The organism is uncultured Ellagibacter sp., from assembly GCF_934643285.1.
GTDB lineage: Bacteria > Actinomycetota > Coriobacteriia > Coriobacteriales > Eggerthellaceae > Ellagibacter.
The window spans coordinates 37,856-56,220 of sequence record NZ_CAKUBT010000007.1 but is presented as its reverse complement, the minus strand read 5'-3'; the positions used below and the strand labels follow the sequence as shown (position 1 = coordinate 56,220).

15 protein-coding genes and 1 tRNA gene are annotated in these 18,365 nt (G+C 59.0%); 12 read left to right on the top strand and 4 right to left on the bottom strand.

The annotated features are described in order from the left end of the window. Positions 1-96 precede the first annotated feature (96 nt). Entirely contained in the window at positions 97-873 is a 777-nt protein-coding gene (locus Q0I65_RS05245) for a hypothetical protein (protein ID WP_296060767.1), read from the bottom strand. A gap of 447 nt (positions 874-1,320) precedes the next feature. Here Q0I65_RS05245 and Q0I65_RS05240 point away from each other — a divergent pair, with 447 nt between their 5' ends. The 8 genes from Q0I65_RS05240 to Q0I65_RS05205 all read left to right on the top strand — a co-directional run bounded on the left by Q0I65_RS05240 (position 1,321) and on the right by Q0I65_RS05205 (position 11,880). Next, positions 1,321-3,636 carry a molybdopterin-dependent oxidoreductase gene (locus tag Q0I65_RS05240; RefSeq protein ID WP_296060766.1) on the top strand — a complete coding sequence of 772 codons (2,316 nt, stop codon included), beginning with the start codon at positions 1,321-1,323 and terminating at the stop codon, positions 3,634-3,636. Positions 3,637-3,653: 17 nt separating this feature from the next. Then, entirely contained in the window at positions 3,654-4,013 is a 360-nt protein-coding gene (locus Q0I65_RS05235) for an oxidoreductase (protein WP_296060763.1), read from the top strand. A gap of 83 nt (positions 4,014-4,096) precedes the next feature. Beyond that, the gene (locus tag Q0I65_RS05230; protein WP_277013511.1) at positions 4,097-4,372 is read left to right on the top strand and encodes a hypothetical protein; all 276 of its coding nucleotides are present in this window, start codon (positions 4,097-4,099) and stop codon (positions 4,370-4,372) included. 225 nt (positions 4,373-4,597) lie between these two features. Next, positions 4,598-4,933: a hypothetical protein gene (locus Q0I65_RS05225; protein ID WP_277013509.1), complete on the top strand. Its 336-nt coding sequence runs from the start codon at positions 4,598-4,600 to the stop codon at positions 4,931-4,933. Between the two features lie 148 nt (positions 4,934-5,081). After that, a complete protein-coding gene (locus tag Q0I65_RS05220; protein ID WP_296060753.1) occupies positions 5,082-7,388 on the top strand; it encodes a leucine-rich repeat domain-containing protein in 2,307 nt (768 codons plus the stop codon). A gap of 9 nt (positions 7,389-7,397) precedes the next feature. Beyond that, complete coding sequence (locus Q0I65_RS05215) at positions 7,398-9,044, top strand: VWA-like domain-containing protein (RefSeq protein ID WP_296060750.1); 1,647 nt, start codon at positions 7,398-7,400, stop codon at positions 9,042-9,044. Positions 9,045-9,071: 27 nt separating this feature from the next. Next, positions 9,072-11,507, top strand: a complete 2,436-nt coding sequence (locus tag Q0I65_RS05210) for a methyltransferase domain-containing protein (RefSeq protein ID WP_296060748.1) — start codon at positions 9,072-9,074, stop codon at positions 11,505-11,507. Positions 11,508-11,601: 94 nt separating this feature from the next. Beyond that, a complete protein-coding gene (locus Q0I65_RS05205; RefSeq protein WP_296060745.1) occupies positions 11,602-11,880 on the top strand; it encodes a hypothetical protein in 279 nt (92 codons plus the stop codon). 84 nt (positions 11,881-11,964) lie between these two features. On the opposite strand, the gene Q0I65_RS05200 is transcribed toward Q0I65_RS05205, so the two are convergent. From Q0I65_RS05200 to Q0I65_RS05190, 3 genes are all read right to left on the bottom strand, one after another. Further along, positions 11,965-13,014, bottom strand: coding sequence for a DUF262 domain-containing protein (locus Q0I65_RS05200; protein WP_296060742.1), 1,050 nt, complete (start codon positions 13,012-13,014; stop codon positions 11,965-11,967). Between the two features lie 10 nt (positions 13,015-13,024). Continuing rightward, positions 13,025-14,104: a DUF262 domain-containing protein gene (locus Q0I65_RS05195; protein WP_296060739.1), complete on the bottom strand. Its 1,080-nt coding sequence runs from the start codon at positions 14,102-14,104 to the stop codon at positions 13,025-13,027. Between the two features lie 206 nt (positions 14,105-14,310). Then, positions 14,311-14,769 carry a hypothetical protein gene (locus Q0I65_RS05190; RefSeq protein ID WP_296060736.1) on the bottom strand — a complete coding sequence of 153 codons (459 nt, stop codon included), beginning with the start codon at positions 14,767-14,769 and terminating at the stop codon, positions 14,311-14,313. Positions 14,770-14,927: 158 nt separating this feature from the next. Here Q0I65_RS05190 and Q0I65_RS05185 point away from each other — a divergent pair, with 158 nt between their 5' ends. The 4 genes from Q0I65_RS05185 (at position 14,928) to Q0I65_RS05170 (ending at position 18,305) form a co-directional block, all read left to right on the top strand. Beyond that, on the top strand, positions 14,928-15,749 hold the full coding sequence (locus tag Q0I65_RS05185) for an arylamine N-acetyltransferase (protein ID WP_296060733.1): 822 nt from the start codon (positions 14,928-14,930) through the stop codon (positions 15,747-15,749). Positions 15,750-15,789: 40 nt separating this feature from the next. Further along, positions 15,790-15,864, top strand: a tRNA-Val gene (locus Q0I65_RS05180). 328 nt (positions 15,865-16,192) lie between these two features. Then, positions 16,193-17,047 (top strand): Flp pilus assembly protein CpaB, encoded by an 855-nt coding sequence (cpaB, locus tag Q0I65_RS05175; protein WP_296060731.1) that lies wholly within the window; start codon positions 16,193-16,195, stop codon positions 17,045-17,047. Further along, positions 17,037-18,305, top strand: a complete 1,269-nt coding sequence (locus Q0I65_RS05170) for a P-loop NTPase (protein ID WP_296060728.1) — start codon at positions 17,037-17,039, stop codon at positions 18,303-18,305. The genes cpaB and Q0I65_RS05170 overlap by 11 nt, the downstream gene beginning before the upstream one ends. The last annotated feature ends 60 nt before the right edge of the window (positions 18,306-18,365 follow it).

Genomic DNA, 18,365 nt, shown 5'->3' with positions numbered 1-18,365 from the left:
CTGTGCCTATACGAGCCAAACAGAGCCTCGCTCAGGCGAAAGAAAAGCCGCTGCAGCTTTGCAGCGGCTTTCGCATGTTAGGTGATGCAGGGGCGCTTACAGCGTGACGAAGTTCTCGGGGAACTGCTTGTTCGCGTTCAGCACGTCCTTGCTCGTGTCGCCGTAGCGCAGCCACTCGGTGTCGGTTGCCTTGCGCTTGATCATGGCGTTCTCCATGATTTCCTTCAGCGCCTTGGTCTTGCGGGCGTATTCCTCCATTTGGGGAAGTCGTCCATCGAGCTCGATCTGACGGCGCTTGTAAGCCTTGTCCTGAATGGAGTCGCCTGGAATGATGGCGTAGAAGTCCTCGGCCTCGAGCGTGTAATTGGCATGGTCGGCGTATGCAGCCAGAGCGGAATCCTCCTTCAGGCTCTGGATGGTGCGCTCGCGAACGTCAGTGTCGAGCTGCTCGGGCGTGATGCCGCGCTGCTCGCAGAACTCTTCCTTCGTCATGCCCTGGCGGCTGATCATCTCTTCCATGCGCATCGTCGACGCATAGAGGGAGTTCTCCACGAGATCGGCGGGAAGTTCCTCGACGAGGCGCTTGGAGAGTTCCTTGCAGATAGCATCCTGGTCGGCAAGCTCCTGAACCTCGCGATTGTCGCGGTACATGTTGTAGCGGATGAAAATCAAAAGCTCGTCGACCGACTTGAAATCTTCGCAGTGGGCGTTGACCCAGCCGTCGGTCAGCTTCGCCTTCTCGCCCTCCTTGCAGATGTTGATCTCAAGCCAGCGGACAGCGGTCTCGCGGATCGTGTCCTCCGGAATGCGGACTTCCTCGGCGATCGCGTAGACAGGATCGTAAGAAGTAAGGGTGAATTGCTGAGTGGCCATAGTGCGTTCCTCCCCAAAAAACCGGGCCGTGAATCAGGCCCGGGACGTGACGTGGATATCTTCATACGTAATTGGTATCAGACAGCATGAATACCGCTTCTTATTGTACCAATGGATGGTGTCATGCAGCGCGTGATTCCGCGCCTTTTCCTACCCGATTTCAGGGGAGGGACGTGAAATGCCAAAAAGTTGAAAAATGGGCATGCCGTTCGCGGAATTTTTTATGACCAGGGGAAATAGAGGGTTGGATTACGAAAATCAACCTAACAGGATGAGGTTGAACTACCCAAAAACAACCCGCTGATTCGATTCCAAGCCCCGTAATGTCTCTAATATGAAACGTGCCTTGAGGCGGTGACGCAAGGAAGCAAGACAGCGGCTTCCAAGCGACCCCGCTTGGTAAATGTGGAGAAAGAAATTGGCGAGGGAAAAGGAAGGAAGAAGACTATGGCATATGGTAAGCAGTGGCGTACCGAGCTTGAAGACGGTACCGTAGTCACTCGTAGCAACACTTGGTCTCCTCCGGGATCTCACCCGGTTGGATACGGTGTCAAGGTCGTTACGAAGGGCGACCAGCTCATCCGTGTCGAAGGCGACGACGATAACCCGATCACCACTGGTCGTGTTAACGCCATGAACCTTGCTCTTCGTGAGTACACCCATTCTCCGAATCGCGTCATCTACCCGATGAAGCGCGCGTTCGAAGATCGCGGCAAGGACAAGTGGGAGCGCACCACTTGGGACGAGGCAATGGACACGATCTGCGAGAAGGTCCGTTACTTCCAGAACACCTACGGCCCCGAGTCCATCGTTTGCTTCGGTGGTACGGGTCGTGAGGCTTGCATCTACTACTACGCGCTGACGTTCTCCGTTCTGCAGTCCCCCAACTGCTGCTACACGCAGTCCGGCTGGTCCTGCTACGGTCCTCGTTGCTCCATCTCTGACTACGTGCTCGGCGCAGGCTATCCTGAGCTCGACTACGCTGGTCACCTGCCCGGTTCTTATCATGACCCGCGTTACACGCTGTCCAAGTGGGTTGTGGTTTGGGGCAAGGAGCCGCTGCCCTCCAACGGCGACGGTTTCTTCGGCCACTGCCTCGTCGACATGATGAAGCTTGGCACGCACATCATCTCCGTTGACCCCCGCATCACTTGGGTCGGCGCTCATGATGGCAACATCAACCTGCAGGTTCGCCCGCAGACCGACACGGCTCTCGCACTCGGCCTCATCAACCTCCTCTTCGAGAACGATGAGTACGATCATGAGTTCGTTGAGAACTGGATCTACGGCGTTGACGAGCTGAAGGCTCGCGCTGCTGAGTATCCTGTGGACAAGGTCGCCGAGATCACCACGGTCGACGCTGAGGAAATCAAGCGCGTCGCTCACATCATCGGCACCGAGCGTCCTATCGGTTGGGCTTGGGGTCTGGCATTCGACCAGAACAAGAACGGCGTTCAGCTGTCCCAGTCCTTCATCATCTTGGCTGCTATGTGCGGTTCTATCGACCGTCCTGGCGGACTTACCCTTGGTCCTCCGTCGGCACTTCTCGGCAAGTGGCGCATGGAGCAGCGCGGCGCTATGACCGACGAAGTTTGGTCGAAGCGTATCGGTGCTGCGCAGTGGCCTGGCCTGTCCACCGGCATGGCTACCACCCAGCCTGACGAGACCCTGAACACCATGGAGACGGATCAGCCGTACGCTCTGAAGATGGGCTGGTTCAACAGCTCCAACTTCCTGACGCCGACCTGCTCCGCTCAGCCGAAGCGTTGGCACAAGGCTCTCCAGAAGCTCGAGTTCGTCGTCATCCAGGACCTCACCCAGACGCCGACTTCCATGGCTCTCGGTGACTACTTCCTGCCCATGTCCACCTGGGCTGAGCATGATGGCATCGTCCTCACCCACTATGGCCGCAACACCGTGTTCATGGGCCCCATGAACAAGGCTCTCACGGTTGGCGAGTGCAAGTCCGACATCGAGATCTGCCTCATGTTCGGTCAGCGCCTCAACCCCGAGTGGTGGCCGTGGTACAAGCCTGCAGACGGCAAGTCGCTTGACCTCGCTGCTCTTCAGCAGGCAGTCGAAGACTTCTTCAGCGATCAGCTCAAGGAGCTCGGCTTCGACTGGAAGACTTTCCAGGAGCTCGGCCTTTATCAGCCTGGTGCTCATGGCTTCGAGTACGAGAAGTACGCGAAGGGCATGCTCCGCTTCGACGGTGCTCCCGGCTTCAACACCATTACCGGCCAGATCGAAGCCTACTCGATTCTTTACGAATCCTGGGGCGAGGATCCGCTGCCGTACTACGAGGAGCCGAACTACAGCCCGATCAGCAAGCCCGACTTGGCTGGTCAGTATCCTCTGATCACCACCTCTGGTTCCCGTCGCTACAGCTCCTTCCATTCTGAGCATCGTCAGGTTCCGTCCCTGCGCCAGATCGATCCGTGGCCGTGGTGCCAGATCAATCCGGAGACCGCTGCAGAGTACGATGTGACCGACGGTGACTGGATTGAGGTTTACAACATGTTCGGCGAGGCTCGCTTCAAGGCTGAGATCACGCCGGTCATGAAGCCTGGTATCCTCAACTGCGCTCACGGCTGGTGGTTCCCTGAGCAGGACGGCGAAGAGCCCAACCTGTTCGGCGTTTGGAAGTCCAACTTCAACAGCCTCGTGCCGCATCAGAACATTGGTAAGCTTGGCTTTGGCGCTCCGTACAAGGGTGTTATGTGCAACATCCGCCGCGTCCATAGCCTGAACTCCGACGACTAAGAAAGGAAGTGGCATAAATGGCAGATCAGAAGTACGCACTGCTCGTAGACTACACGTACTACTCCGGTAACCATGCCGCCGAGATCGGCTGCAAAGAAGAGCTTGGCCTTCCTCTCGAACAGTTCGGTATCAAGGAAGTTCAGGTTGGTCCCTTCAAGAAGGGCGAAGGTAATGACGGCGACGCTTGGGAGTGGTTCTACATTCCTTGCCCGACGTCCATCTTCTCCGAGCATTGGGGAACCAATGGCGACAAGGCCGGCCAGCGTCCGCTCGCGGTGCAGGTCGACGAGTCCGCTTCGATGTACTACGGTACCCTCGAGGACATGATCGCCAAGATGGCAGAGTTCGATCGTCCGATGGTTCTCTTCCAGCTGTAACTCTTTAGTGTGTTAAGATGTCTGTGGTCGCTAGGCGACTGGCGACCACGGCATCGTGTGATAGACCAATAAGGAGGGATAACATGACCCGCGATGAATTTTTTGAGCTCGACGCTGCTGCTGCAGCTGCTGAGCTGAACGCAGGCCTCGAGGCTGGCAAGAGCAAGGACGAAGTCCTCGCTGAGCACGGCATTGCTCAGGCTGACCTCATGAAGGCTCAGATCTTCTTCGTGAAGGACAAGTTCATTGCTCGCGCTTGGGGTGGATACACCTCTACGAAGCGTACCGGCAATGAAGCTGGCGACACCGCTAATGGCGTTGGCGACTCCGATCCTTCGAAGGGCTACAACGGCATCTAGTTCCCTCCAGGGGATGTTTTTCTAGGGGCCTGATTTAAGCTCGCTTAAGAACCTCTTCGTAAGAAGGGGTTCTTTTTTTGTCCCGAAAATGCGGATGAAACGATTTCAGCCATACTGTTCCACTAGCTTCGACCTGCTCAAATGGCGATTTTCCAATGCTAAGATACTTCCATCAGCAGAGTTATGCGTTTTCGCGCTACCTACTCAAGGAGGATTGCTTTCGATATGGCTATGACGAATGAAGAGGAAATTCGCGCTGAAGTTGAAGAGCTCGGGCGTCTTACGGAAGCTCAAGAAGATATTCTGTACAACATCGCTCTGAAGCAGGACGAGCTTGGCCGCGAGGCGACGAACATGTTGCTTGAGAAGGTTGTCGATAGCGAAATCTATCAACCGATGATTGATCGCGAGATGCTGACCTACGAGGTATTCAACAAGGGCGGGAAGCATGAGATTGCCTGCTTGTACGTAACCCTCAAGGGTATGCGCTATTGCATCACGTTTGGCGATGAGATTTCCTCTCGTCGCCCGGTCGACCCTGCTGGCGTTCCCCGAAAGTAATCGCATTTTACGAAAACGGCCCGACACCCTCGCGTCGGGCCGTTTTGTCTATTCTGGGGAATGCAATGGGATTGGACGGGGGTTATTCTTGGATTGCCCCTTGCGACGTATTGCGTTCGTTAGTTGATAGTTGCTTTGAGGTGCGAGAATGGCAGACGGTCTATTAGGGATTCCTCATATCGCCTACGCTAAGGCTCAGGTGAATCGTAACAAGTCGCTCGATGTTAGCAAGCTCGATGTGAGCTTTGGAGGCTTTACCCCTATGCCGCTCAACGACGGAAAGGCGACAAGGGAGCAGGTCATCTCGACGGAGGCGCGAATTCGTGAGCGCCGCGAGGCTGCTCTGCGAGCGCAGGCGATTCAGGATGCATGCACTTCTGAGCTTTGTCATTTCATTGATGAAGCTGGAACCGATTGGGAATACGTCGTGCTGTCGGAATCGTCGGTTCGCATCGATCGTTGTATTCGTGCGGCGGGAGAGCTGGTTGTTCCCGATGCGATCGAGGGTTTGCCGGTTCGCTCGCTGGCACCCGATGCCTGCTCAGGTCTGGAAGACGTGACGTCGATCGTCGTACCAGATGAAGTGAAGTTTGTCGGGGGCTGCGCTTTCCGCTTCTGCAAGCGTTTGGAATGCGTTGTGCTGCCGTGTAACCTTGCGACTTTCGAGTCCGACTGGTTTCGTGGATGCCCTTCTCTTTCGAGATTGCGCATGCCGGGGCTTTTGGAAGAGGTCGGTCCGAGCCTCTTCGATATCCCTCACCTTGAGTATGTTGAGTTCGGCGCGGCGCTTTCCCGCGTTGAACCGGGAACGTTCCAGAAGAGTCGGCTGATTGGAATATCGATCGACCCTGAAAATCCTTGGCTGCAAACCGACGGGGTTGCAATCTATTCGAAAGACGGCGAAACGCTCGTGGCGCTTGCGTGCCCCCTGTTTTCGTACGCCGTTGCGCCCTCGTGTACGACGATTGCTCGGAAGGCGTTCAGCTCCTTTGACGAGCTTGCGAAGGTCGACTTGCCGAACAGCGTTGAAGTAATAGGCCCCTACGCTTTCGCTCGCACTGGGGTGCGAACTTTCGAGGCGCCTTCTGCTTTGAGGGAAATCGGGGAGCGCGCATTCTTTGCCTGCGCCTCCCTTGAGGGTGTCTCGCTCAACGAGAAGCTGCAGGTCATCGGAGCGGATGCGTTCAGCAATTCGGGTATATCAACCTTAAGGATTCCGAACAGCATTGTTGAAATCGGCTACCCCATCGCTGTGCGGACGAAGCTGGTTTACGCGGGCGAGGGTGCGACGTTTACAATGGAGCCTGGTTCCGAGCGGCTCGTGCTCGATAAATCTGGCGCTCTTTATGAGCTTCAAGGCGACGGCATGAAGCTGTTGTGCCTGTTCGATGGCGAGGCGAAGCGATTTGAGGCTGCGAGGGGGACGACGGAGGTAGCCTCGGGGGCGCTGCTCAACCATGCGGCGCTCGAAGAGGTGGTGCTGCCCGAAGGTGTTCGCGTTATCGGTGCCGCCGCATGCAAGGGCTGCCGAGCGCTGCGGCGCGTCGTTATCCCGGAGGGCGTTGCCGAGATGGGCGCTGAGGCGCTCATGGACACGGCGCTCGAATCGATTCACATTCCCGCGTCGCTCGAGAAAATCGAGGAGAACGCGCTCGTCACTTACAACGCGCACAACGGGAAACGCCAGCCGACGCTTCGCGAGATAACGGTGGCGCAGGGCAATGCGCGCTACGAGGAGAAGGGCGGCATGCTGCTCGAGAAATGGAGCAATGGCCACGCCCGCGTCGTAGTGAACACCGATTCTCGGGAATGCGTGAGAATCCCCGAGGAGGTTGTCGCCATCGCGCCCTACGCTTTCAACGGCGACAGGAACATTCGCGAGCTCTACCTTTCCGACCGTATCAAGCTGGTGGGAATGCGCGGCCTTGCCTTCCAGTGCTTTATCGAGCTGATCCACATTGACCTTGAAGAGCCGATTGAGGGTCATACCAGCTTCGACGTGCGCTTTCCCGAGATTGACCGAAGCGTCAAGCAGATTGAGCTTGCATTCAGCGTCCCCGATCATGTGAGCGTCGAGGCGATTCTCGACCATTACGACGGCTCGATAGTGAGCGGCTCGAGCTATGACGCGATGGTAGACGGCGGCATAGGTCTATACGACCAGAGCAAGATGATCATCGCGCGGCTGAAAGACCCTGTTCTCATGACGCCTTCGAACAGGAGCATGTGCGATCGCGTGATGAGGAGCAACCTCGTCGACATCATCGTGCAGGCGGCGCGTCATGACGATCGGCAGGTCGTAGATGACATGCTTGATTTGGGCTATCTCACAAAAGATAATATCGATATCGTGGTAGAGCGCGCGGGTGATGTGCAGGATGCCGCGATGACAGGATACCTTCTTGAAGTGAAGCGCCGATTCTTCGGCAGCCAGTTGATGGACTTCGATTTGTAGGGGGGCGACATGTCGGAGCATGAGACGATAGCTGACACGAAGCTTGCGCGACGCGCGCGCGAAGACGAGCTCGCTCGGGACATCCTCGACGAATGTCGCGTTCAGCTCATGCTGAAGTTCCGTTTCCTGGACATGGCCCTTTGGCGCATGGAAAACCTGCCGATTCGTGCGGGGGCGCGGTATCCGCTGACCACTGATGCGCGCCGTGTGGCGTTCGATCCGCCGCGTGTGATCGCGCGGTTCGAGGAGGGCTTCGACGAGCTCATTCGCGACTACCTGCATATGGTGATGCACTGCATCTTCCGCCATCCGTTCGACAAGGACCACCGAAATCGCCAGGCTTGGAACCTGACGTGCGATATCATCGCCGAAAGCGTGGCGCTTGACATGTGCGCGGGGAGATTTCCCTCCCCGCAAGATGCCGAGCGAACAGAAGCGCTCGACAGGATAAAGATGCTCACGGGAAGCCTTCTTCCCAATAAGGTATATGCGCTGGTGAAGGGTATGGTTCTCGCGCCTTCCGGGCAGCAGTACCTGGGGATGGGCCGCTCGACGCTCAACGATTGGGTTGCCCTGTTCGAGAGGGACGATCATTCGGCATGGCCGTCGAATGCTGACGAGGATTCGCCTGCTGAACGCCGTGAGGCTCAGAAGCCGGAAGAGGTGAGCGAGCGCGATTCCGGCGAAGCACCCGAGTCCGACGACATGGAGCTTGAATCTGCTGGCGGTGCCGACGAGCCAACCGACGCGGACGATAAAAGGGACGATTCGCAAACCGAACAGGCGGAAGATGCGGCGGACGATACCGATGATGCTGAGGATGGAGAAGGTGAAAACGCCGAGCCCGTTCCGCTGACCAGCGAGGATGAGGAACGCGATCATTCCGAGGACGACGAGGCTGAGCGGGAATGGGAGGAAATCTCGAAGGAAATCGAGATGAACCTCGAGACCTTCTCGAAGGAATGGGGCCGCGAATCGGACAGCCTGATGCAGCATCTGTCGGTGGCGAACCGCAAGGTGTACGACTACACGGAGTTTCTGCGCAAGTTCATGACGATGAACGAGGAAATGCTGCTCAACCAGGACGAATTCGACTACATCTACTACACCTACGGCATGGAGCTCTACGGGAACATGCCCCTTGTCGAGCCGCTCGAGTACAAGGAGACCGATCGGGTGCGCGAGTTCGTCATCGCGATCGACACGTCGGGGTCGGTGCGGGGCGATCTGGTCCGCCGATTCATCCAGCACACGTTCGACATCCTGAAGGAGTCGGAAACCTATACGACCGAGGTCAACGTGCATATCGTGCAATGCGACGCGCGCGTGCAGTCCGATATGCGGATCACCGATATCGGCGAGATCGACAAGCTCATGGAGGACTTCGTCATCAGGGGGTTCGGCGGGACTGACTTCCGTCCAGTGTTCGACTATGTCGAGACGCTGCGCGATCGCGGCGAGTTGGCCGAGATGAAGGGGCTTATCTATTTCACGGACGGTCTGGGGAGCTTTCCCGAAAAGCCGCCCGATTACGACACAGCGTTCGTATTCATGGACGAAGAGGGGCGCGACCTTCCGCCAGTGCCGCCCTGGGCGATGAAGGTCGTCATCGACGAGGCGGGCATCAATCGGTTCAAAAGCCAAGGCATCCGCTAACCGCGGGCGCGTGAAAGGACGGACACTATGAATATCGTCTCGGCGAAACAGCAGGTGAAAGACACTGTTGAGGCATACTTGAAGAGGGATGACGCGGGGCTGCTCTCGATTGCCTCCGTGCACCAGCGACCGATTTTCTTGGTGGGTGCGCCGGGAATCGGCAAGACCGCAATCATGGAGCAGGTCGCCCGCGAGCTGGGCATCGGCATCGTGTCGTACTCCATGACGCATCATACGCGCCAGAGCGCGCTCGGCCTTCCGCATATCGAGCATCGGGAATTCGAGGGGAAGGAATTCGATACATCCGAGTACACGATGTCGGAGATCATCGCGGCGATTTACGATTACATGGAACGCACGGGGTTGCGCGAGGGCATCCTGTTCCTCGACGAGATCAACTGCGTTTCGGAGACGCTGTACCCCTCGATGCTCCAGTTCCTGCAGTTCAAGACGTTCGGTAAACATAGGGTGCCTGAAGGATGGGTCATCGTGTGCGCGGGCAACCCGCCCGAGTATAATCGCTCGGTGCACGAGTTCGACATCGTGACGCTTGACCGTTTGCGCGAAATCGACGTCGAGCCCGACTACGGCGCGTGGAAGACCTACGCTTCCGAAGCGGGCCTCCACCCCGCCGTGACCACGTTTCTCGAGGCGAAGAAGGACTGCTTCTACAAGGTCGAGTCGCGGCCGGGCGGCGGCAAGTCGTTCGTGACGGCTCGCGGCTGGGAGGATTTGGCCAAGGTCATCTCGCTGTACGAGCAGATGGGCAAGCCGGTGAACCGCGACTTGTTCGTGCAGTTCCTGCGCGACGACGAAATTGCCGACCAGTTCACCGTGTACTACTCGCTGTTCGAGAAGTATCGCTCCGATTATCAGGTGGGGTCGATTCTTTCCGGTACTGCGACGCCGTCCATCAAAGATCGCGCGAAAGCGGCGCCCTTCGACGAGCGCATTGCGCTTCTGGGCCTGATGATCGACACGCTGTCGGCGGATTGCTCGAAGGCTCTCGATCAGGAGGGCGTCGTTGTGGCGCTTCGCGACTTGCTGCGCGAGACGAAGCCCGGGTTCCTTGCAGGTGCGAGCGTTGACGAGGAGCTCGCTCCCCGCATTGCCGAGCGAGAGCGCAAACTGGCGAGAAAGATCGAGTCTGGCACCGCCTCGCGGAAGTTCGTTCGTGAGGAGCGCCTGGTCATCGACTTGCTGAAGGGCTTTGCGGCGCGGTGTATGCTCGAGAAGGCGACCGAGGGCGATGTTGCGTTCCATGCCATCGAGCGTGCGTACAAAGCTGAGGTCTCGAAGATTTCGCCTTTGGTAGCTATGGCGGACGAGCGCATGGGCAACGCGTTCGACTTCATCGACGAGACGCTCAGCAGCCGCGAGATGCTCGTGTTTCTTGCCGAGCTCACCACGCGCAAGCCGACTACGCGCTTCATCTCCCATTACGGGAACGAGAAGTACTACGAGCACAACCAGGAGCTTCAGGTCGACGCGGCCCGCATGGGACTTACCGAGCGGGTGAGCAAGCTTGCCGAGATCGACGCCTCGCTGGCAGAAGAGCGCGAGGTGGGCGAGCCCGGCGCGGTCGGGATGCGCGTCGGCTCGAAGCCGAAGGGCGAGCCAGGTGCGACGGCGGGCTCGCGAGGCGCGGCGGTGCCTGTCTCAACACCTGCGGGCGGCGCGGTCGATAGCGGCGCGGCGACTTCCGCCCCTTCCTCTGCGGCCTCCGCGAGCGCACGGGGCTCGCAGGGCACGCCGGCGGAGATTCCTGCGGGTGCGCTTGCAAGGCACTATGGCGGGAAGCAGTTCGAGTACGGTTTCGCAAGCGTGTGCAAGATGCTCTTGCCGCGCGAGGAGCTCAAAGGCAAGAAGGTGCTCGACATATGCTGCAGGCGCGGGCGCGGCGTATACAAGCTCAGCTCCCTGGTCGGCGATAGCGGCGAGGTGATGGGCATCGATTGGAGCCCGTCGTATGTCGAAGAGGCGAAAGACGGCATGAGCCGCGCGTGGCACGAGAGCGGGCTTTCACACAACAACATGGAGTTCCGCGTCGCCTTCCCCGAAGACCTGATCGGCGCAGGCCTTGGGTCATCTGTCTACGATGCAATCTACGTGAATAACGTGATTACGCTTTTCTACGATCAGGAGCAGGCAATACGGGAATTTGGCCGCGTCCTGAAACCGGGCGGACTGCTGATTTTGGAAACAATCTTCGCGGACCGGCCGCGCACCGACTCGGTCGTGGATGAGGCTCGCTCCATCGGCAACAGCGTGCAGGCGGCGCGAACCGAGCAGGAAAACGTCGCATGGCTTGAAGCTGCGGGTTTCGAGACGCCCTCTGTCGAAGAGTCCTTCGAGGTTGAGGCAGATCGCGGTTACAAGGCGGGGCATACCGTGCCGAAGGTGGCAGGAGACGAAAACGTGAAGTTCACGGCCGTGTCTCTCTACGTTCGCAAGAAGCGCTAAACTTTGCGGCTAGGCGTCGTGCCTTGCAGAGGGAGTGAGGCGCCTGCCGGGCCGCTGCGGCTTGGCAGGCGCCTTCGCATAAAAAGGGGGAACAATGGCTGAAGTGCCTGTTGACAAGCGGTTTCGTGGGTCGGTTCGGCTGGTGACGCTGCTGTTGTGGCGCATCGCGAAGTCGACCGATGTGGAAGACGGCTTTCGCGCCGCGCGCGAGCTTAAGATGTTCGATGCCGAAAACGAGGCGTTCGTAAGGCGCTGCTTTGCGCTCGACGCCGAGCTGGAGGCGGGCGAAGAGCTTGCGGAGCCTCTCACGATGGAGCTGGTCGACGAGCTCCAGGCGTGCGCCATCAGGCTGAACTCCGCCGACCCGGCGTAGCGTGGGCGGGGGTTCTCGGCGGGACCCGCGGCATCAGCCGGGGCGTTTGCTTGCGGACACGATGCTGCCCGCAAGCTGGCGCGATCATTCCCCGAAGAGACTTCGATCGACGGGCAGCCCCTTTGTTCTTCCGCCGATTCCCCAGGTCGTGTGCATATCGGCGGTTCGCGCTCCCTTCGACTGGGAGCGGGCGCGGAACGTTTCGCAAAAGCCCTTGAATCCACGCAGCAACGATTCGGTATCTGCGTGGTTCTCGGTTTGCAAGAACGCTTTGAGCGCGTCGTAGACATCGTCGCTCGCCCTGCTGCGCAGGCGCGGCGCCTTCACGGCGAGCCATCCGCGCAACGCGGCGTTCATGCTCGTGGCGTCGTCATCGTCATCCGCGAACAGGTTCTCGATGGGTTTCCAGTAATGATCGTAGAGCCGCTCCTGCTCCTCGTACTCGACGTCGGAGAACAAGAGGTTCCTCGCAAGGTCCGCTGTGGTGAGCGGCATTCCCTTCGAGTTCAGGCTCTCGAACACCGTTTGGGGATGGTCGCTTTCCTCGACCTCGGCGGCGATGATGGTCAGTTGCTTGAGGCCTCGCCATATCGTTTCCGCATCGGATTCGGCTTGCAGGTAGCTTTTGAAGCGCTGGTAGTTGGAGACGACGTTTTTCGACAGGTCGTCCTCCTCGGGAGGCTCGGTGTGGTTGAGCACCGCGGTCATGGTCTCCCTGTCGAGCCGCGAGAGGGTCAGCTTCTCCTTGCGCGAAGCTTCCTCGGGATTGCGCTCGTCCGCAAAGAGGAACCGCGTGCGAAGCTCGGCTGCGTCGGTTCCGTCTTCGAGGGTCATTCCCTGTTCTTCCAGATAGTCGGCCAACGCGGCGATGAGCAGCGAAATCGTTGCCGTGCGCTGCTGCCCGTCGATGATGTCGATTGCTTGGGTCTGCGCGCTTGTGAGCTCCGGGTCGGGCGAATAGAGCACCGTCCCGATGAAGTGCTCGCTTTGCGTCTCGCCCGCATGCGCGCAGTCGCGCCAGAGCGTCGCGCATTGCTTGTCGCTCCAGGTGTAGACGCGCTGGTAGACGGGAATGATGAAGTGCGTGTGCGGTGCCCCGAGGTAATCGAGGAAGGTGCGCTGCGTCGTTTTCATGCCATCTCTCCTAAAGCGTCGCGTCTGTGTTGCGCATCTCGGCGCGCACGCGTTGCGCATATGCTTCGTTGTGGGCTTTCTGGCGGGTGAACCCGCTGGTCAATGTGGGTGCGCCGTTAACAGCCCAATCCATGGTGCGGAACTTCTTCACCGCGTGGTAGCGGTAGTTTTCCGCCCAGACGAAGCAGAAGTTGCGCAGCTCCCGCAAAAGGTCCTCGGTCGTGCCGGTGTAGTCGTCCTCGACGTAGCGCTTGAAGATGCTGTACACCTCGCCGGGCCCGTGCGCACGAACCTTTCGGAACCTAATCGAAAGCCATCCTTGGATCGCGTTATCGAGCCGAAGAGAACCAGGGTCGGGCACGAACAGGCTCTCGATGATGCTCCAATACGTGTCGTAGAGATAGGTTTGCTGCGTGTGCGTTTCGGCAAGCAGAAGATAGTTTCGTACCAGGTCAGCGGTGGTAAGAGGTGCACCTTTGGAGTTCAAACTCTCGAAGATCGGCTGTGCGCTCTCCGTTTTCTCGACTTCGGCGAAGATGACGGAAAGCAGGTTGAGCCCCTGCCAGAGCGCTTCGGCGTCGAAATCGGGCTCGGCCATTTTCTCGCTGAAGAACGCGAGGTTGTGCGCGATGGACTCCGAGGCGATCGCATCGGGAGCGGCCCCGTGCAGCGCGTCGAAGTAGGAGGTGCGGTCTCCTCGGGAAAGCACGAGCTTGCCAGGGAGGTTCGAGTCGCCGTCGAGTAAAAGGTAGCGCGCCTCGATTTCGCCTGCCGTAGTATGGGCGAGGGTGGTGCCCGTGTTTCTCAGGTGGCGAACGAGCGCGACCAGGATAAGCGAGATGGTCGTCGTGCGCTGCTGGCCGTCCACGATGGAGAAACGGTCGTTGCCGTTCTCGTCGCTTTTCTCGGGGGCGTAGAGAAGCGTTCCCACGAAGTGCTGCGAGGCGGACCGTGCGGCGCGGAAAATGTCGAGCCAGAGCTCTTCGCATTGGCGGCGCTTCCACGAATACGCCCGCTGATAAGGGGGAATGACGAATCGAGTTCGGGAGGCGCCCACGATATCGAGCAAAAGCGCATTGCTGGTTTGCATGCGAACTCCTCGGGTAGGGTGGCGTGTGCTTTCGTTTCAGTATGCGGTGCGCGGGGGTTCGTTTGGGCGGTGCGGGAATTATGGGACGAATCGCGCGGCTTTGTTATGGAACGGGCGCAAAGCTAGCCTTGCGCGGGTGAGCTACCTCGCGCCCTTCGCAGGCGAGCCTGTTTTCCACCGGGTGTGCGGCTTGCTCGGGTGCCTTCCTAGTCGTAATACCCCAGGTCGAAGCCAGCGTCCTTTGAGCCGCATCCTCCCTGGTAGCAGGTGGGACGGAAGTTGAGCACCTTGTTGGCGATCTCGGGCTGCGTGCGAAGTTTCACGAGCATGTTATAGACGGCCGCGCCGTCGATGGCGACGATGCGGTCGTTCTTCGATTTCATGGCGAAGTAAACGTCGGCGGCAGTGCGCCCATCGACGGAGATCGGGTCTTCGATATCGTCGAAATGGCGTGGCTCGGGAAGGTCGACGAAGGAACAGAACTCGCGGTAGATGTCGTCGTTTTCGGGAGCGAAGAGCGTTTTCGAGTAGTCGGGTCGATGGGAGAGATGCGACGTCTCCTCGTTGAGCTGGGAATCGAGCTCCGCGAAATACCGTCGCGCGGTTTCTCCTCGCGAGGCTGTCTTGTCGGCAATCATCTGCTGTTCGCGTTCGTAGGATCCCATGGCGTCCCCCTTCGGCTCGGCAATACGCGTTCCTGCTATGCAAGATACGCTGCAACAAGGGCAAGTCAACACTCAATTGGAGTGTAGCTGATATATGCGGCTTGCTCTAGTAATATGGAACCGATGGGAAACGCGGCGATTTGCGGAGGAGGCCCTCTATGGCGATGGAGATGCTCAACGACGTTATGACTTCGGCGTACTTGACGAGAATCGGATGGGAAGGCGACGCCCCGGTGACGAGAGAGACGCTCGACGGCCTGGTGTATGCGCATCAGTGCAGCGTCCCGTTCGAAACCGCCGATTTGGTTGCGCTTGGGGAAGCGCCCTCTCTTGAGATGGGCGACCTCTATCAAAAGATCGTTGTCGATCGGCATGGTGGATTTTGCTTCGAGCTGAACAAGATGTTCGAGCTGCTGCTTCGTTCGGTGGGCTTCGAGGTGCGTCCCTGCCTCAGCCGAGCTGTCCGCGGCAGGGAAGGGCGCATGCCGATCAACCACCGGGGCACACTTGTTTCCCTCGACGGGGAGCTGCTTTCAGTCGACGTCGGGTTCGGCGGACCGCTTCCCGCGGGCTCGCTTGTCATCTGCGACGAGCGTGAGCAGACGGTTCGCGGCGAGGTGTACATTCCGCGCCGTATCGACGAGCACTGGTGGGCCATCGACCGGATTTCGCAGGCGAAGCGCGACCTGTATGGCGACGAGGGTCCGTCGAGGCGCCAGACTGAGCTTGAGTTCTGCCTTGCCGCTGTCGAGGATATTGATTTTGCAGCGTTGAGTTTGGCCTGTTCACAGCCTGGGACCGTGTTCCGCGATACCGTGATGGCGAATATCCGCACGGCTTCCGGCTTCAAAAGCATCGGCCGCGGGGTGTTGAACGTGCGCGAATCCGGCGTGAGCGAGAAGACTCCGCTCGAAGACGATGCTGCGGTCTCGGCGGCGCTCCAAGAGCACTTCGGGTTCACACCATATTGCGCTCGCTAGGAAGGTGTGGGACAATACTGAGGCGCATTCGTGCAATCATGGTCGCTTGGCGCAGCGGGAGCGCAAGTGCCTTACAAGCACTGGGTCGGGGGTTCAAATCCCTCAGCGACCACCAGGTATTCGACGGGTCACGGGTTTTCCGTGGCCCGTTTTTTCTTTCGGCGGAGGATTGTTCGCGTCTTGACGGCTCGTCGGGCCTGCCTGTTTTCCGTCGACGTCGTGCCAGGTTCCTGCCGGGTTTCTGCAAGGTTTTTTCGATTTCGCGTCTCGTTTCTGCCGAGAAATGGCGCGTATTCAGGGACTTACTGCCAGGTTTTTGCGCGCATTTTCGGAAAAGCTGACTAATCCCTGCGGATAAGGCGTGGGTTTTCGAGAAGCTATTTGCTCGAGTTGTGCCTGAATCGCTCGCTAGCATGTCCTTCACTTGGATGAGCGGAGGACTCATGAGACGAACGAAATCGTGGATCATCGGCATCGCATGCGGCGTGTTATGCGCCGTCTGCGTGTTTATGTACCTGCAGGATGCGGGTGCGCAGGTCGATGCGGCGCGCGCCGAGGCGCTCGAGCGTTTTGGCGGCGAGCAAGTCGAGGTGTGTGTGGCGAAAAGGGACATCGCAGCTGGCGAAGTGGTCGATGCCTCTTCTTTCGAGAAGCGGATGTGGGTCACGGCGCTTCTGCCCGAAGACCCCCTTACGCAGGATGGCGACGTCCTTGGCAAGCAGGTGACCTCAACGGTGCTGAAAGGCGAGGTGCTGACCTCAAGGCGGTTCGAGGAGTCGTCATCTTCCATCGAGGTTCCCGGCGAGCTGACCGCCGTCAGCGTTCCTGCGCGCGATGTGCAAACGGTCGGGGGCGCGCTTCGCCCAGGTATGTTCGTCGACGTGTACGCGACGGGCTCGGCGGGAACGACGCTCATCGCCCATAGCGTTTTGGTGCTTGCAACGAATGCGAGCTCTTCGTCGAAATCGGGGGCCGATTCCGTTTCATGGGTAACGCTTGCGCTCGACCCTGCGAATGTTCAGGAAATCGTATCGGTTGCGCAGGGATCGGAGCTGTATTTCACCCTTCCTGGCGAAGACGTTCCCGAGCCGACGGTGTCGATGTCTCTCGATGCGAACGAGGGTCAGAAAGGGTCGAGTGTCCAACGGAGGTCGGATGTGGCGTTTGATTCGGGTTCGTCTCAGGTTTCGCAACCTGACGATCGGTCCGCGGCTGCTGACGCATCACAGGCTGAGGGCGCCTTGCCGGCGCCTGCTTCCGACCTCGACTCTGGAGAAGGGGCTTCCCATGAACGCTAAGGTTTTGTTGTGCGCCGACGAGGAGAGCGCACGTCACCCCGAGCTTATCGGCCTTCGGGAGGAGAATCTGCTCGAGCAGCCATGGCTTGCGGTTCGTACGACGGCTCGGGAAGCGCGGGACTTGGCCGCGAAAAGCGCCTCGATTGAGGAAATATGGGTGGTCTCTTGCCCCGACGTCGAGCCGATTAACTTGGCTGCGGCGGTGAAGCGCGACAATCCAAGGCGTCGCGTGTCGATGCTCTGTTCGCAGCCGTCCGGCTCGCTTCATAGTCGGACGAAGGCGGCGGGAATAGATGAGACAATGACTCACCAGGTGCTTGCTGAACGTTATGCGGCGCGCAAGCGGCAGGTCCGTGCGCTAGCTTCGGGCTCGCGCGATTCCAAAAGGGAGACTGGTCCCTGCGCGGTTCCCTGCACGGGCTCGGTTTTGCCAAAACCTGTCGTTTCATCAGGTGAAAAGCGAGCTACTCTGATTACCGTCGTCAGTGGAAGCGGCGGCGCGGGTAAGAGTGCGGTATCTGCGGTTGCGGCGGCGACGTTAGCTTCGGCGGGAATCAAGACGCTGCTTCTCGATTGCGACTTCCAATTCGGGGATATGCGCGAACTGCTCGGGGCCAAGCGTGCTTACGGGATTGACGAGGTGCTTTCCGGCGCTGTTCCCCTGTCCGATTTGCCGCGCGACGAGCAAGGGCTCTGCCTTATCGCTGCACCGAGAAGGCTCGAGCAATCCGAAACGATAGTGCACGAATTGCCTGCGCTGCTCGATTCGGCAATGGCTCACTTCGACGCGATCGTTGCAAACACGGGCGCAAACTGGGGAGAGCAGCATGCGGTGCTTCTCGAGCGATCTTCTCGGGCGCTGTTCCTCGTCGATCAGAGGGCATCGTCTCTTCGGGCATGCAAGCATGCGGTCGAGCTGTGCGCTCGTTGCGGAATTGCGGCAAGACCCTTCCTATTCGTCGCAAATCGCTGCTCGAAGCGTTCGCTGTTCTCGTCAATCGATGTGTCGTGCGCGATGCAGGGTGCGCATGCTGCCGAACTTAAAGATGGCGGAGTGGAAGTCGAGCAGGCGCTCGGTACAGGGCTTGCTTACGATTTGGTTTCCTCGCGCAATCCCTTCGCGCTAAGCGTGAGGGAGCTTATGGGCGAGGTGGCCGGGGAGGCTGCGGGCTCATTGGCTTCATCCGAAGAATCCGAGGCGCTATCGCGCGGGCTATTCTCCTTCAGACGTGCTCGCCGAGAGGGGGTGCTCCCATGACGCTCCTCGATCGCGTTCGGGCGGCGGGAAATGAAACTCCTGCCGTTTCTCGGGCGACTC